15 protein-coding genes and 1 other annotated feature are annotated in these 15,091 nt (G+C 49.0%); of the genes, 7 read left to right on the top strand and 8 right to left on the bottom strand.

Translation table 11 applies throughout. The features are described 5' to 3' along the window. Nucleotides 1-27 precede the first annotated feature (27 nt). Entirely contained in the window at nt 28-375 is a 348-nt protein-coding gene (gene rplS, locus DES37_RS00075; RefSeq protein WP_036104048.1) for a 50S ribosomal protein L19, read from the top strand. Between the two features lie 167 nt (nt 376-542). Here the strand turns inward: rplS and lpxP are convergent, their stop codons facing one another. From lpxP to yfiR, 4 genes are all read right to left on the bottom strand, one after another. Next, nucleotides 543-1,457, bottom strand: a complete 915-nt coding sequence (gene lpxP, locus DES37_RS00070) for a kdo(2)-lipid IV(A) palmitoleoyltransferase (RefSeq protein ID WP_110024417.1) — start codon at nt 1,455-1,457, stop codon at nt 543-545. A gap of 147 nt (nt 1,458-1,604) precedes the next feature. After that, nucleotides 1,605-2,096: an OmpA family protein gene (locus DES37_RS00065; RefSeq protein WP_110024416.1), complete on the bottom strand. Its 492-nt coding sequence runs from the start codon at nt 2,094-2,096 to the stop codon at nt 1,605-1,607. Nucleotides 2,097-2,121: 25 nt separating this feature from the next. Beyond that, nucleotides 2,122-3,327 carry a diguanylate cyclase DgcN/YfiN gene (dgcN, locus tag DES37_RS00060; RefSeq protein ID WP_245929904.1) on the bottom strand — a complete coding sequence of 402 codons (1,206 nt, stop codon included), beginning with the start codon at nt 3,325-3,327 and terminating at the stop codon, nt 2,122-2,124. A gap of 5 nt (nt 3,328-3,332) precedes the next feature. Continuing rightward, nucleotides 3,333-3,851: a regulatory sequestration protein YfiR gene (gene yfiR / locus DES37_RS00055; RefSeq protein ID WP_110024414.1), complete on the bottom strand. Its 519-nt coding sequence runs from the start codon at nt 3,849-3,851 to the stop codon at nt 3,333-3,335. Between the two features lie 397 nt (nt 3,852-4,248). On the opposite strand from yfiR, the gene DES37_RS00050 reads away from it, so the two are divergent. The 3 genes from DES37_RS00050 to DES37_RS00040 all read left to right on the top strand — a co-directional run bounded on the left by DES37_RS00050 (nt 4,249) and on the right by DES37_RS00040 (nt 7,391). Continuing rightward, nucleotides 4,249-5,319 carry a 3-deoxy-7-phosphoheptulonate synthase gene (locus DES37_RS00050; protein WP_110024413.1) on the top strand — a complete coding sequence of 357 codons (1,071 nt, stop codon included), beginning with the start codon at nt 4,249-4,251 and terminating at the stop codon, nt 5,317-5,319. A gap of 12 nt (nt 5,320-5,331) precedes the next feature. After that, nucleotides 5,332-6,453: a bifunctional chorismate mutase/prephenate dehydrogenase gene (gene tyrA / locus DES37_RS00045; protein ID WP_036104056.1), complete on the top strand. Its 1,122-nt coding sequence runs from the start codon at nt 5,332-5,334 to the stop codon at nt 6,451-6,453. Nucleotides 6,454-6,521: 68 nt separating this feature from the next. Beyond that, nucleotides 6,522-7,391 (top strand): SMP-30/gluconolactonase/LRE family protein, encoded by an 870-nt coding sequence (locus DES37_RS00040; protein ID WP_110024412.1) that lies wholly within the window; start codon nt 6,522-6,524, stop codon nt 7,389-7,391. Between the two features lie 29 nt (nt 7,392-7,420). Here the strand turns inward: DES37_RS00040 and pheA are convergent, their stop codons facing one another. The 4 genes from pheA to bamD all read right to left on the bottom strand — a co-directional run bounded on the left by pheA (nt 7,421) and on the right by bamD (nt 10,169). Continuing rightward, nucleotides 7,421-8,581, bottom strand: a complete 1,161-nt coding sequence (gene pheA / locus DES37_RS00035; RefSeq protein WP_036104061.1) for a bifunctional chorismate mutase/prephenate dehydratase — start codon at nt 8,579-8,581, stop codon at nt 7,421-7,423. A gap of 21 nt (nt 8,582-8,602) precedes the next feature. Beyond that, nucleotides 8,603-8,728 (bottom strand) — a sequence feature (Phe leader region). Continuing rightward, on the bottom strand, nt 8,656-8,727 hold the full coding sequence (pheL, locus tag DES37_RS25735) for a pheA operon leader peptide PheL (protein ID WP_197499305.1): 72 nt from the start codon (nt 8,725-8,727) through the stop codon (nt 8,656-8,658). Its footprint overlaps the feature before it by 72 nt. A 102-nt stretch (nt 8,729-8,830) precedes the next feature. Continuing rightward, nucleotides 8,831-9,163: a ribosome-associated translation inhibitor RaiA gene (raiA, locus tag DES37_RS00030; protein WP_036104065.1), complete on the bottom strand. Its 333-nt coding sequence runs from the start codon at nt 9,161-9,163 to the stop codon at nt 8,831-8,833. A gap of 268 nt (nt 9,164-9,431) precedes the next feature. After that, on the bottom strand, nt 9,432-10,169 hold the full coding sequence (gene bamD / locus DES37_RS00025) for an outer membrane protein assembly factor BamD (protein WP_036104069.1): 738 nt from the start codon (nt 10,167-10,169) through the stop codon (nt 9,432-9,434). A gap of 132 nt (nt 10,170-10,301) precedes the next feature. Between bamD and rluD the strand changes: the two genes are divergently transcribed. The 3 genes from rluD (at nt 10,302) to clpB (ending at nt 14,710) form a co-directional block, all read left to right on the top strand. Continuing rightward, nucleotides 10,302-11,282, top strand: a complete 981-nt coding sequence (gene rluD, locus DES37_RS00015) for a 23S rRNA pseudouridine(1911/1915/1917) synthase RluD (protein ID WP_110024411.1) — start codon at nt 10,302-10,304, stop codon at nt 11,280-11,282. After that, entirely contained in the window at nt 11,279-12,007 is a 729-nt protein-coding gene (gene yfiH, locus DES37_RS00010; protein ID WP_110024410.1) for a purine nucleoside phosphorylase YfiH, read from the top strand. The genes rluD and yfiH overlap by 4 nt, the downstream gene beginning before the upstream one ends. A gap of 129 nt (nt 12,008-12,136) precedes the next feature. Continuing rightward, nucleotides 12,137-14,710, top strand: coding sequence for an ATP-dependent chaperone ClpB (gene clpB / locus DES37_RS00005; RefSeq protein ID WP_110024409.1), 2,574 nt, complete (start codon nt 12,137-12,139; stop codon nt 14,708-14,710). Nucleotides 14,711-15,091 lie beyond the last annotated feature (381 nt).

Below are 15,091 nucleotides of genomic sequence, written 5' to 3'. Positions count from 1 at the left end.
AGTTTACCCAGGATAAGAGATTAAATTATGAGCAACATTATCAAGCAAATTGAACAAGAGCAGATGAAGCAGGACGTACCTTCCTTCCGTCCGGGCGATACCGTGGAAGTGAAAGTATGGGTTGTTGAAGGTTCTAAAAAACGTCTGCAGGCATTCGAGGGCGTGGTTATCGCTATCCGTAACCGCGGTCTGCACTCTGCATTCACTGTTCGTAAAATTTCCAACGGCGAAGGTGTTGAGCGTGTATTCCAGACTCACTCACCGGTTGTTGATTCTATCAACGTCAAACGCCGTGGTGCCGTTCGTAAAGCTAAACTGTACTACCTGCGTGAACGTACTGGTAAATCTGCTCGTATCAAAGAGCGTCTTAACTAAGTACACGCGCAAGCGTCATCTTAAAGTTAATAGAAAACAAGGGGTTGGCATTATGCCAGCCCCTTTTTCTTTGCCATACTTATTGCTATTGCCCTCTGGTAACCCATTTATTGATTAAACAGCTTTCAATAGCCGGATTTGGCATCATCTTGCCGTTGCTCCTCAGGTTACGAATAGAGCTGAGTGGCGCCTTCCGGGCGAGTTTTAAAACGCCGGTGTACCCACAAATACTGCCCGGGTGCACGCAGGATCTCTTGCTCTATAACTTTGTTGATGTACCTGGCTGCCTGTATCTTGCTTTCCGGGTAGTCATCAAAGGCTTTGCTGATATGCAAGCGGTAACCGGCATGGCCGGGTTTACGAACCATGGTGATAGTCAGCATCGCAGAACGGGAAAGTTGGGAAACTGCATAGGTACCATTGGTGGTGGCGGCATCCGGTACTGAGAAAAATGGGGCAAAGACACTGCCTTTCGGGCCGTAATCCTGGTCTGGCGCAAACCATACCGCTTCCCCGCTTTTTAGTGCGTTGACCAGGCCTTTCAGGTTTCGCCTGTCTATCATTGCTTTATTTGACCGCAAGCGGCCTTTGGTTTGTACCCACTCCATTAAAGGGCTGTTATGAGGCCTGTATGTCGCCATCATTGGCCGGCACAACCCCATCACTCTGCCGCCCAACTCAAGTGACATGAAGTGAACACCTATCGCGATTACGCCTTTTCCGGTGCTCATTGCCTGGTCAAGGTGTGCGTAGCCTTCAACATCAAACCATTTTCTCACTCGTGAATCGCGCCAAAACCATGCCATGCCCGTTTCAACCAGCCCCATGCCAAGGGAAATAAAGTTGTCGTCGATAAGCTTTTCTTTTTCAACTGCACTCATTTCTGGGAAACACAATTCAATGTTACGCCTGGCGATTTTTTCACGGCGCTTCAGAAATGGGCGAGACGCTTTACCCAACGACCGGCCAATGCAGGCTATAACCGGATACGGAAGCTGAACCATTGCCCACAAAATACCCAGACCCAGCCAGGTTAGCCAGTTTCTTGGGTGAAGGAAGGATTTCTTGAAGCCTGAAAACATGGATTCTCCAGTGACATGAAACAGTGTGGCGCGTGAAGAAGAACTAACCGCTAATCAGCCTGTTTTAGTTATGAATATGATAATTAGACAACTGGAGTATGAAACGATTCACCTGTTTACGAATGTTTAATTAAACAAGCGGAACAATTAAGGAGCCGTAATCACCACAGCTACATGGCGGTTTTCCGCACGCCCTTCGCGAGTTGCGTTACTGGCTACCGGGTATTTGTCACCCAGACCTTCGGTAGTGAGGTTGGTTCTGGGTATGTTTGTTCCTTCTGACCATGCATCAGCAACGGCATTCGCACGTTTCAGAGACAGAGTGAGGTTGTACTGCCTGTCACCGTAATTATCGGTGTAGCCATTAAAATGTACGTGAGTGATGCCTACTTGAGCCAGGTGTTGAGCCATACCCTGTATTTTTTGTTCGCTGGCAGGTTTCAGGCGAAATTGCTCTGTGTCGAACAGAATTTTATCAGACATCCCAAGAGACCAGCCTGAATCTGTTGGTTTAAAACCATAAGATTGCATGGCCTCAACCTGCTGATGGGTGAAGGTGGAAGTATTCGTCTGGCAGGCTGTTAGCAGTACAGCTGCTGTTAACAATAATGGAGCGAAAGCGTGTCTCATTGTTACCATTCCCAATTGCTGTGTCTTATGCTTCTTATCTGCGTGTTGAGCGCTTCACCTGGTACATACAGGTGTCTGCACTTTCAATGAGTTCATCTGGGGTACTACAAGAGTGTGCCCAGGCATAGCCAATACTTAATGACATCACTACACTTTTTTCCGGTGAGATAGCAATAGAAGGCGACAGCCGTTGTGTTATTTCGCTGATTTTCTGCGTGATATCAGCTTCATGCCGTATGCCGGCCAACAGAACAGCAAATTCGTCCCCGCCCAGCCGAAATGCCGGGCAGGTTTCGCCAGCAAATGTAGCCAGCCTGTGGGCAGTTTCAATCAGCACCAGGTCTCCTGCGTTGTGCCCCCATGTGTCGTTAATGGTCTTGAAATGATTACCGTCCATATACAGCAACACGGCACCGTTTTTAGCTTCTGGCGTGGCATATAGCTTATCGAGCGCCTGGCAAAATGCATTGCGGTTACCCAGACCGGTTAGCGGGTCATGCAGAGTACTCTTCAGTAAAGAGGCATTGCGTTGCTGGAGCTGGATTTGCCAGGTCTCCATGTCATCAAGCAGGCTGTTAAAGTCATTGGCAAAACGGTAGAACTCATCAATGTGGGTTGGGGTGGCACGCCGGGAAAAATCACGGTTTTCCCGCACGTCGTGCACCACGCTGGTCATTGCATGCAGGGCTTTATTGAGATCGCGGTGCAGGTAGTTACTGATAAGTAGTGACAACAATGCAGCCAGGAACAGGCAACCGGCCAGTACTGCCAACGAAAGCCAGACAAAATGTGTGACGATGCCATCAGTACCAGTCAGTACGAGTGTGCCGACTACCTGGCCATTGTGTTCAATTGTTTTAGAGACAGGCTCAGGGTAAACCCACTTACTGACCAGGTTTTCTATCATGGCCTGATGGCGTATTTTTGGGCTGTCCCAGCGGGTCATCTCCTGCTGCTGGTTATCATAAACAATGGCTGCAGAAAACTGCCCCTGTTCTCCCAGTGTTTCCAGTGTGTTTAGCGCAGCCAGTGAATCATGAAATACCGTGGCGGCCTCAAGGCTGTGGCTGATAGTACTACTCAGTAACGCTAAGTTTGTTTGTGCATATTGCTTGAGTGCCACCATTGATGTCAGAGAGATAAGGACCCATGACGCAATCATCGCCACTACCACGCTAATCAGGCTGATGCGCCGTAGCGTATTTTTGAATGTTGGTCGTGAGCAAAATCGGGTGTCCATTACCATCACTTCTCCGTTTTTCTTGCGAGCAACAAAACATCAGGCGAAACGTGCACACCGCTGCGTGTCAACGAATCCAAATTCACGGAAAATTTTACCGAATCAGATGTTATGGCAAGGCAAAATGCGCTGCCTGTTACACATTGTGGGTTATTTTCTGAAATGAACAGGCGGGCACCAGCAGGGAGTTGCTGAATAATGGCCTGTTGTGTTTGAGCTGATTCCTGACCGAAATAGATGCCATCGCACTGTGTTGCGGTTGAGTTGTTAATCTCAGTTAAAACAACAGGCTGGTAAGGCATATTTGCTGCGTCATTCGCAGATGTCAGTTCGCCCAGATAAGGAGTGCTGTGAGAAAAACACATGCGGGGCCTGCCTGCCAGAGAAGGCCAGCGGGTATAGCTGACAATGCCATAAACCATTCTCTTTACATTTTGCGCTGCGCCGGGCAGGTATGGTTGAGACCTTGCGTCAGAGGCGCTGGACTTTGCGGAAATACAGCATGCAAAAAGCAAAAACAGCATTGAGACGAGTCGGGGCATGTGAGTTCTGGCTCGTACTTACAGCATGAGAATAATCCTATGATGGTAACATTTTGTTATCATTCCGTCAGTCCGTAAATAGCGTGTTTATTCACCACATGGCTTTTTCCTGGTTTATCAGCTCAGAAAAAAACTGTTTTTCTGCCGTAAATACGTGTCATGCAGAGTGACGTGAGATCAGTGTGTTAGCGAAGTGCTTTTTAATAGTGTAATTATAAGTTTACATTTATATGGTGTTTATCCCGGTTTAATGGCAATTAAATTGATGGTGTAAATTAATGTTTACGTATTTTGGATTGAAATCTTTACCCACTGTGGTAAGGTGAACGCGCCTTTCGGGGAAAATATCGCAAACTTCGTTTTAAACAGGACTTCCACCATGCAAAAAGACACGCTGAATAATATCAACATCGCTGATGAACAAATCTTGATTACGCCTGATCAACTCAAAGCGCAGTTTCCACTGACTGCAGAACAGGAAGCTCAAGTGTCTGAATCTCGTAAGACCATTGCAGATATTATTGCCGGGCGCGATCCGCGCTTGTTAGTGGTGTGTGGCCCTTGCTCTATTCATGATCCCGAAGCGGCAATTGAATACGCCCGTCGTTTTAAAACGCTCTCAGAACAAGTCGGCGATAGCTTGTATCTGGTGATGCGTGTCTATTTTGAAAAACCGCGTACTACCGTTGGCTGGAAAGGCTTAATCAACGATCCGCATATGGATGGTTCATTTGACGTGGAATCCGGCCTGAAAATTGCTCGTCGCTTGCTGGTAGAACTGGTTGGTATGGGCTTACCACTGGCAACAGAAGCACTGGATCCAAACAGCCCGCAATACCTGGGTGATCTGTTCAGTTGGTCTGCTATTGGTGCCCGTACAACTGAGTCGCAAACTCACCGTGAAATGGCTTCAGGGCTGTCTATGCCGGTTGGTTTTAAAAATGGGACTGATGGCAGCCTGGCTACCGCAATCAATGCAATGCGTGCCGCTTCTATGCAGCACCGGTTTATGGGGATTAACCAGGCAGGCCAGGTTTGCCTGTTGCAAACCCAGGGTAACCCGGACGGGCATGTTATTTTACGCGGTGGTAAAGCACCAAACTACGGTCCTGAAGATGTTGCTCAATGTGAAAAAGAGATGCAGAAGGCGGGACTCCGTCCATCTCTGATGATAGATTGCAGCCATGGCAACTCAAACAAAGATTTCCGCCGTCAAACCGGGGTTGCTGAATCGGCTGTCGCCCAGATCAAGGATGGCAACCGTTCTATTATTGGCCTGATGATTGAAAGTAACTTATTCGAAGGCAACCAGTCATCAGAACAGCCCCGCAACGAAATGAAATACGGGGTTTCCGTAACTGATGCCTGCATTAGTTGGGAAACGACCGAGGCGCTGCTGTGTGATATTCATGAAGATCTTCGTGAGCATATCGCTGCACGCCAGGCTTAAGAGGACAAATGAATGGTTGCAGAACTGACTGCACTGCGCGATCAAATTGATGAAGTGGATAAAGCGTTACTCGGATTACTGGCGCGTCGCCTTGAACTGGTAGCTGAAGTCGGAGAAGTAAAGAGCCGTTACGGGTTGCCGATTTATGTTCCAGAGCGGGAGGCGTCCATGTTGGCCTCGCGTCGCCATGAAGCTGAAACGCTTGGGGTACCACCGGATCTGATCGAGGACGTGTTACGTCGGGTGATGCGCGAGTCTTATTCCAGCGAGAACGATAAAGGCTTTAAAACACTGATGCCAGGGTTGCGGCCTGTGGTGATTATCGGTGGCGCAGGGCAAATGGGGCGGTTGTTTGAAAAACTGCTGGTGTTGTCCGGTTACCAGGTGAGAATTTTGGAACAAGGGGACTGGCCGCAGGCCGAAACGCTGTTGCATGATGCCGGAATGGTTATTGTCAGCGTGCCCATTCATTTGACCGAGCAGGTGATTAACCAGCTTCCGCCTCTGCCACAGGATTGTATTCTGGTCGATCTTGCTTCGGTGAAGAATTCTCCGCTGCAGGCAATGCTGGCTGCTCACTCCGGGCCTGTTTTGGGGCTGCATCCCATGTTTGGCCCGGATACTGGCAGCCTCGCTAAACAAGTTGTTGTGTGGTGCGATGGGCGCCAACCGGAAGCGTATCAATGGTTCCTTGAACAAATCCAGGTTTGGGGCGCACGCATACACCGCATTAGCGCGGTTGAGCATGACCAGAATATGGCCTTTATTCAGGCATTGCGCCATTTCGCAACGTTTGCTTATGGCCTGCATTTGGCTGAAGAGAATGTTCAACTTGATCAGCTGCTGGCGCTGTCTTCGCCTATATACCGGCTTGAGCTGGCAATGGTCGGGCGCTTGTTTGCCCAGGACCCGCAATTGTATGCGGATATCATTATGTCTTCCGGGAATAATCTGGCACTTATCAAGCGTTACTATCAGCGCTTTGGTGAGGCGTTGAGCCTGATAGAGCATGGCGACAAACAGGCCTTTATTGACAGTTTCCGTAAAGTTGAACACTGGTTTGGTGATTACGCGAAACATTTCCAGGCAGAAAGCCGAAATTTGTTACGCCAGGCTAACGATAACCGCCAATAATCAAAACAGGTTTTATACTTGAAAGCCAGCAGGGTAAATCTGCTGGCTTTTTTATTTTGGGGGAAACCATGGGGACGCCAGAACTGTTACTGGATTATATCGGGCACTTGCCGGAAAGCCCGGTGTGGGATGAGCAAGCAGGATCTCTGTACTGGACTGATATCCTGGAGCAGGAAATTCATTGTTTCCAGTTATCATCGCACCAGCATCGTGTTATTCGTTTTCCTGAAGAAGTTGGTTGTTTTGCTTTGCGCCAGTCTGGTGGTTTTATTGTGGCAATGCGCAGTGGTATCTGGTTGAGTAACGCAACGGGTATTTTGCTGCACAAAGTGTGTGATAACCCCAATAACCCACAACTCGCACGGTTTAACGATGGTGGTACAGACCGCCTGGGCAACTTTTATGCCGGAACCTTTTGGGCGCCAGGTGATTTCAATGGTGCGTTATTGGTGCGTGTTGACAACGCTTTGCAATCACAAGTAATTCAGTGTGATTTGCAGGGTGCTAATGGGCTGGCGTTCAGCCCATCGGGTGAATACATGTATAACTCAGATTCCCCTAACCGCGTGATTTACCAGAGCAGAATAGATGAGCAGGGCGGTCCTGGTGTGCGCCGGGTATTCCGTAATTTTACCCCAGAAGAGGGGCTGCCGGATGGTGCTGCTGTAGATGCCGAAGGGTGCTACTGGAGTGCATTTCATGGTGGCAGCCGTATTGCCCGCTTTTCACCACAGGGGGAACAGTTACTGGAAGTGCGACTGCCAGTACCTATGCCTACTATGGTTTGCTTTGGTGGTGCGGATATGCGCACGTTGTTTATTACCACCACCCGGGAAAATATGAGTGACGAGGGGCAGGCTGAGTACCCCTTATCTGGCGCTATTTTCACCTTGCCTGTGGATGTGGAAGGGATAGCTGCAACCCGTTTTGCGGGCTAGCAGTGTGCTGTTCCACTGGCGAAAGACGGCTATGCCGGTTCAACTGGAATTACATTTTCGCTGGGGTAGCAGCCCAGGACCTTCAGGTAACGGGTGATGCTCTCCAGCTCAGCCAGAGCATGTTGCATAGCGCTGGATTGCAGGTTGGCCTGAATATCCAGGTAAAACATTTCTTCCCACGGGTTACCGTGAATTGGGCGGGACTCCAGCCTGGTCATGATCAGGTTGTGGTTGCGCAGCACCAACAGCGCTTCAACCAGCGCGCCTGCCTGTTGCCCGGTGGCCATAAGCAGTGTGGTTTTGGCCGGGACCTGGTCAGAAACGTTTACTGGTTTGCGGGCCAGAACGACAAAGCGGGTAATATTTTGCTTCTGGTTCGCGAGATTGCGTTCCAGTACCTGGAGCCCGTATAAAGCGCCGCCAGGTTCACTTCCCAGAGCTGCGACAGAAGGGTCTGAAGACTGGGCCACTTTTTCCATTGCCGCTGCAGTGCTCTCACAATATTCAATATTCCAGTGCGGGTAGCGGTTGATGAACTGACTGCATTGCTGAAAGGGTTGTGGGTGGCTGTAAACGGTTTTTATTGTATCAAGGTCCGTTGTTGTGGATACCAGTACACAATGGTCAATAGGCAGTGTCAGTTCGCCCACAATAGACAGGTTGGTGTGTTGCAGCAAATCATAAACATCATTGATTGCGCCTGAGCTGGTGTTTTCCAGTGGAACAACGGCGTAGTCTGCCTGGCCTGTTTCGACCTGGTTGAAAATATCCTGAAATTTATTGCAACCACACTCAACAAACTCTTCAAAATGGCGTGCAGCATACTGGCGGGAAGCCAGGTGCGACCAGGAGCCTTTGGGGCCAAGGAAAGAGATACGAGCGGTGTGTGGGTTTGTTTTGTTCAGGCTTTGCTGCAGAAGGGCTTGCTGGGTAAGAACGGAGTCTTCAATGATCAATTGAAACAGGCGGGTAATATAGTGTGCGTCGAGTTGCTTTTGTTTACCCAGAATAATCAGGCGCTCAAGCAAATCTTTTTCTCTGTCAATATCGCGCACAGGCCGGTGCGTTGCCAGTTTCGCTTTACCTACTTCCACCGCCAGCGCTTTACGCTCAGACAGGAGATCCAGCAGCTTTTCATCAACTGCGCTGATTTTGTCCCGCAGGGCCAGTAATGGATTTTCCGGAGTCATAACTCAACCTTTTTGTTAGCCATAAAAAAGGCCTCCCGGTTTGGGAGGCCTGCTTATTCGTCTTCGCGTGCTTCTTATATGACGAATCGCCCCCCCGAGATGGGGAAGATAAAGAAGAATGCGAAGAAGAACAGACGTTGTTTCATGTAAGTTTCTCTGAAAGTGATACCAGTAAAGTACCCGCAGAGTTTTCGTTCTGTCAATAAAAAACGCGCCCGAAGGCGCGTTAGAAAATGTATCTGCGATGTATCACGCTTCTTCAGCACTGATCACATCTTTAACTGAAGCATCGGCCCGGCGGGCTTCACTTTTGTGCTGTACCTTATTCAGTTGGCGCTCCAGCTTCGTTATCAGTTCATTAATGGCGGCGTACATATCTTCATGTTTTGCGCTGGCCACCAGATGCCCATTCGGTGTGTTGATGGTTGCATCTGCAACAAAACCCTTAGGTTCTTTGGACAAAATAATATGCGGATTAATAAGATGCGTTTGCCATTTGTCCAGTTTGGAGAGACGTTCGGTGACATGCTGGCGAATAGCTGGGGTGATTTCCATTTGTTTGCTGGTAATGTTCATTGTCATAAATTTACCTCTTGTCTTTCCGTCTTGGTGATTTCAGCATACCGCGCTGAATGTCAAAATGCGTGAGTAAAATCACGTAATTTTGTCACTTTTTGTCAATCTAACGTGTTTTGTGAGGCAGGACAGGATGAGGCTATTTAGGCCTTGTCGAATACGCTAAAAAGCGCCATAGTTGACTGGATAACACAACTGCAAAAGTGACAGTTTGTGTGTGAATAGCATAAAAAAACGGCAGCCTGTGGCTACCGTTTTTTGTGTGAAGCACTAATCAGGTGTTCGGGCTGTTTGACGCAATAATTTTGGCTACTTTATCTGCCTGCGCGTCCAGCTGCATTTTGCGGTAGGCATTTTCCATCAGAGGCAGGGCATCACGAGTAGCCTGCGTATCCTGGTAGTTTTTCAGCATACCTTCCACACGGTTAACAACAGCAACCCAGGCTCCACGTTTGGTGTAATATTGCGCCACGGAGAGCTCATATTTTGCCAGGCGGTCTTTCAGGAACAGCATCCGTTTCTCTGCATCGTTCGCATACTGGCTGTGCGGGTAACCACGTACCAGTTTAGAGAAATCGTTGAACGCATCACGTGCATGCTGTGGGTCACGGTCTGAACGATCCACACCGAAGAAACCTTGCAGTGCGCTGTCGTCGAGTGCCATGTTGGTCAGACCACGCATGTAAAGCACATAATCAATGTTAGGATGCGTGGGGTTCAGGCGCAGGAAGCGGTCAATAGCTGCCTGTGCCAGCGGCAAGTCTGCGTTTTTATAATAGGCGTAGATAAGATCCAACTGAACTTGTTGCGAATATGGGCCAAAAGGATAACGGTTATCCAGCGCTTCAAGTTGCTTTATCGCCGCTTTCCAGTTACCGTCCTGCAGCTTTTGCTGAGCAGTCGCGTAAATTTCAGAAGGCGGATTATCAGGCACCTCATCTTTGGAGCTGGAACAACCAGCCAGAGCAAGGCTCAGTGTGGCGGCTGCCAGCAGATATTTCATACGCATCATGACGTTTTGGCTTTCCTCAAAATGTTATTCCGGGAGACTTTCCGTGAAGCTTCCGGTCAAGACCAGCTACAATAGCACACTATATTAAACGGCAAAGCCGTAAAAACCCAACGTTAAACAAAGAAGCTGTATATGGCACAACTAGTACAACTCACTGCAACGGTATCCGAAACTCAGCTCGGTCAACGCTTAGATCAGGCTTTGGCTGAATTGTTCCCGGATTATTCCCGTTCTCGAATAAAAGAGTGGATTTTGCAGGGCCGCGTTCAGATTAATGGCCTGACTTGCGATAAGCCTAAAGAAAAAGTGCTTGGTGGGGAACAGGTTTCCATCAATGCGGAAATTGAAGAAGAAGTACGCTTCGAGCCGCAGGACATCCCGCTGGATATCGTGTACGAAGATGAAGACATCATCGTTATTAATAAACCGCGCGATTTGGTGGTTCACCCGGGTGCTGGTAACCCGGACGGCACTATTCTAAACGCATTACTGCATTATTACCCGCCGATTGTGGATGTTCCTCGGGCAGGGATTGTGCATCGCCTGGATAAAGACACCACCGGGTTGATGGTGGTCGCAAAAACCGTCCCGGCGCAGACGCGCCTGGTTGAGTCTCTGCAGCGCAGAGAAATTACCCGTGAATATGAAGCAGTGGCAATTGGGCATATGACCGCGGGTGGTCTGGTTAATGAACCCATCAGCCGGCATCCTACTAAGCGCACTCATATGGCAGTGCACCCAATGGGTAAACATGCTGTGACGCACTACCGGATTATGGAACAGTTCCGGGTTCATACCCGCCTGCGCCTGCGCCTGGAAACTGGCCGTACTCACCAGATTCGCGTCCATATGGCACATATCAGCCACCCGCTGGTGGGGGATCCATTATATGGCGGTCGCCCGCGTCCACCAAAAGGTGCCTCTGAAGCATTTATTGACACCCTGCGTAAATTTGACAGGCAGGCGTTGCATGCCACCATGTTGCGTTTATATCACCCCATTTCCGGTATAGAAATGGAATGGCATGCTCCTATCCCACAAGACATGATTGATCTTATTGCTGTAATGCGTGACGATTTCGAAACCTACAAAGATCAAGTGGACTGGTTATGACCAAAATGATCACCCCGCAGTGGCCGTTACCCGAAGGTGTAATGGCGTGCAGTAGTACTCGAATTGGCGGGGTGAGTCAGCCACCCTGGGGGAGCCTGAATTTAGGCGCCCACTGCGGCGATGATGCCGCGCATGTTGAACACAACAGGCAAATTTTTTATACGGCAGCTGGTTTGCCGGCTCAGCCCGAATGGCTTGAGCAAGTTCATGGTACGCATGTACTTAATTTGGATTCCCCCTGGGAGAATAAGCGTGCAGATGCGGTATATACCCGGCAAAGAGGGAAAGTGTGTGCTGTCATGACGGCAGACTGTTTGCCGGTTTTATTGTGCAACACTGCGGGTACGGAAGTGGCCGCGGCGCATGCTGGCTGGCGTGGGTTGTGTGAAGGTGTTATTGAGGCAACCGTTGCTTGTTTTGAAGATAAACCAGCCAATTTACTCGCATGGTTAGGCCCGGCGATTGGCCCTGAGGCCTTTGAAGTTGGCCCGGAAGTGCGGGCCGCATTTATGGAAAAGGCCCCGGAAGCACAGCAGGCATTCAGGCCTGCGGGTGAGAAATATTTCGCCGATATTTACCAACTGGCTCGCCAGCGCCTGGCAAACCTGGGTATTACCCGGGTGTATGGCGGTGACCATTGCACATTCAGTGAACCCAGTACGTTCTTCTCTTATCGCCGTGACAGGACTACCGGGCGTATGGCAAGTTTTGTCTGGCTGATATAACCTATTAAATCAAGACGATCCAGTACGTGTAACTTTTCCCAAACATAATTATGGTCATTAACCTTGAATAATTGAGGGATGACCTCATTTAATCTCCAGTAGCAAATTTGACCTGTTATGGGAGGAATTATGCGTCTGGATCGTCTTACTAACAAATTCCAGCTTGCTCTCGCTGATGCCCAGTCTCTTGCTCTCGGGCACGACAACCAATTTATCGAACCGCTTCACCTGATGAATGCTTTATTCAATCAGGAGGGGGGCTCTGTACGTCCTTTACTGACTTCTGCTGGCGTTAATACCACTCAGCTTAAAAGCGCCATGGAAAATGCGCTATCCCGGCTACCTCAGGTTGAAGGTACCGGAGGCGATGTTCAGCCTTCGCAGGATCTGGTGCGTGTATTGAACATGTGCGACAAACTGGCGCAAAAACGAGGCGATAACTTTATTTCGTCAGAACTGTTCGTTTTGGCTGCGCTGGAGTCGCGTGGTTCACTGGCAGATATTCTGAAATCTGCTGGAGCAACAACGGCCAATATTACACAAGCGATTGAACAAATTCGCGGAGGGGAAAACGTGAACGATCAGGGTGCCGAGGACCAGCGGCAAGCCTTAAAAAAATATACGCTTGACCTGACTGAACGTGCGGAACAAGGCAAACTTGATCCGGTTATTGGCCGTGATGAAGAAATTCGCCGAACCATTCAGGTATTGCAGCGCCGTACTAAAAACAATCCAGTATTGATTGGTGAGCCTGGTGTGGGTAAAACTGCCATTGTGGAAGGACTTGCCCAACGTATTATTAACGGCGAAGTGCCTGAAGGCTTGAAAGGCCGCCGTGTTCTGGCGCTGGATATGGGGGCGCTGGTGGCTGGCGCTAAATACCGCGGCGAGTTTGAAGAACGGCTGAAAGCAGTGCTGAATGACCTGTCCAAACAGGAAGGTAACGTCATTCTGTTTATTGATGAATTACACACAATGGTGGGGGCTGGTAAGGCCGATGGCGCAATGGATGCGGGAAATATGCTGAAACCGGCACTTGCCCGTGGTGAGTTACATTGCGTTGGGGCTACCACACTGGATGAATACCGTCAGTACATTGAAAAAGATGCTGCGCTGGAACGTCGTTTCCAGAAAGTATTTGTCGCGCAACCGAGTGTTGAAGACACCATCGCTATTTTGCGTGGTTTGAAAGAACGCTATGAATTGCATCACCATGTGCAAATTACTGACCCGGCTATTGTTGCCGCAGCAACGCTGTCACATCGTTATATTGCAGACCGGCAGTTGCCGGATAAAGCGATTGACCTGATAGATGAAGCCGCTTCCAGCATTCGTATGCAGATTGACTCGAAACCTGAAGAACTGGATCGTCTTGACCGCAGAATCATTCAACTGAAACTGGAACAGCAGGCGTTACTGAAAGAATCTGATGATGCCAGTAAAAAGCGTCTGGAAATGCTTAATGATGAGTTATCTCAGAAAGAGCGTGACTACGCAGAGCTGGAAGAAGAATGGAAAGCTGAAAAAGCGTCGTTGTCCGGTACTCAAACCATTAAGGCTGAATTAGAACAGGCCAAAATTGCCATCGACCAGGCTCGTCGTGCTGGTGACCTGGCAAGGATGTCTGAACTGCAGTACGGTAAAATTCCCGAACTGGAGAAACAACTGGCAGCAGCAACGCAGTCTGAAGGTAAAACGATGCGCTTGTTGCGTAATAAAGTGACTGATGCAGAAATTGCTGAGGTACTTGCTCGCTGGACGGGGATCCCAGTGTCCCGCATGTTGGAAAGCGAGCGGGATAAGCTGTTGCGTATGGAAGAACAGCTGCATCAGCGTGTGATTGGCCAGGATGAAGCGGTCCAGGCCGTTTCGAATGCTATTCGCCGTAGCCGTGCAGGGCTTTCTGATCCTAATCGTCCAATTGGTTCTTTCTTGTTCCTCGGTCCGACAGGGGTTGGGAAAACAGAACTGTGTAAATCACTGGCGAACTTTATGTTTGATAGTGATGACGCCATGGTGCGCATCGATATGTCTGAGTTTATGGAAAAGCACTCGGTTTCCCGCCTGGTTGGGGCACCTCCAGGATATGTCGGTTATGAAGAAGGTGGCTACTTGACAGAAGCGGTGCGTCGCCGTCCGTATTCGGTCATTTTGCTGGATGAAGTCGAAAAGGCACATCCTGATGTATTCAATATCTTATTACAGGTATTGGATGACGGGCGTCTTACTGATGGCCAGGGGAGAACCGTCGATTTCAGGAATACTGTGGTCATCATGACTTCAAACCTGGGGTCTGATTTAATCCAGGAAAGGTTTGGGGAACTGGATTACGGCAATATGAAAGAGCTGGTGATGGGCGTAGTGACTCATAGCTTCAGGCCTGAGTTTATCAACCGTATTGATGAGGTGGTTGTGTTCCATCCGCTTTCGGAGCGCCATATTGCTTCTATTGCGAATATTCAGTTGCAGCGGTTGTATAAACGCCTGGAAGAACGTGGCTATGAACTTCATATCACTGATGAAGCTCTGGCGATGCTTGGTGAAAATGGCTACGACCCGGTTTATGGTGCGCGGCCGTTGAAACGGGCTATTCAGCAACAGATCGAGAACCCACTTGCTCAACAGATTTTATCGGGCGAGTTGATTCCGGGGAAAACAATTGAACTGAAAGTTAAAGATGGCACGATTGTCGCAGTGCAGTAAATCACAAAAATAATAAAAACAGGCCTCGCGGGGCCTGTTTTTGTATAAGAAGTATTCAATAATCACGGTTTGAGATGGGATTTGCCTGGAAAATAATCGAACGATAATTTTTTCGTATTAAACACTTGCCAGCTTCAGATTAGGCCCTATAATGCGCCTCCACTGACACGGCACAACGGCAAACAAACCGGCCTGTCAGGCAAAGTTAAGTGAAAATAAATGCTTGACTCTGCAGCGGGAAAGCGTAATATACGCAGCCCGCGCCACCCGGAAATACGGTGGCAATGCTCTTTAACAATTTATCAGACAATCTGTGTGGGCACTCATAAGCACTGATATCTTAACGTCGAAAGACGCTAAAAATTATCAAGTCTTAAAGAG

The sequence above is a fragment of the Mangrovibacter plantisponsor genome (assembly GCF_003182475.1).
Taxonomy (GTDB): Bacteria; Pseudomonadota; Gammaproteobacteria; order Enterobacterales; family Enterobacteriaceae; genus Mangrovibacter; species Mangrovibacter plantisponsor.
The sequence above is the reverse complement of the archived record's forward strand: the minus strand, read 5'-3'. Positions and strand labels throughout refer to the sequence as shown.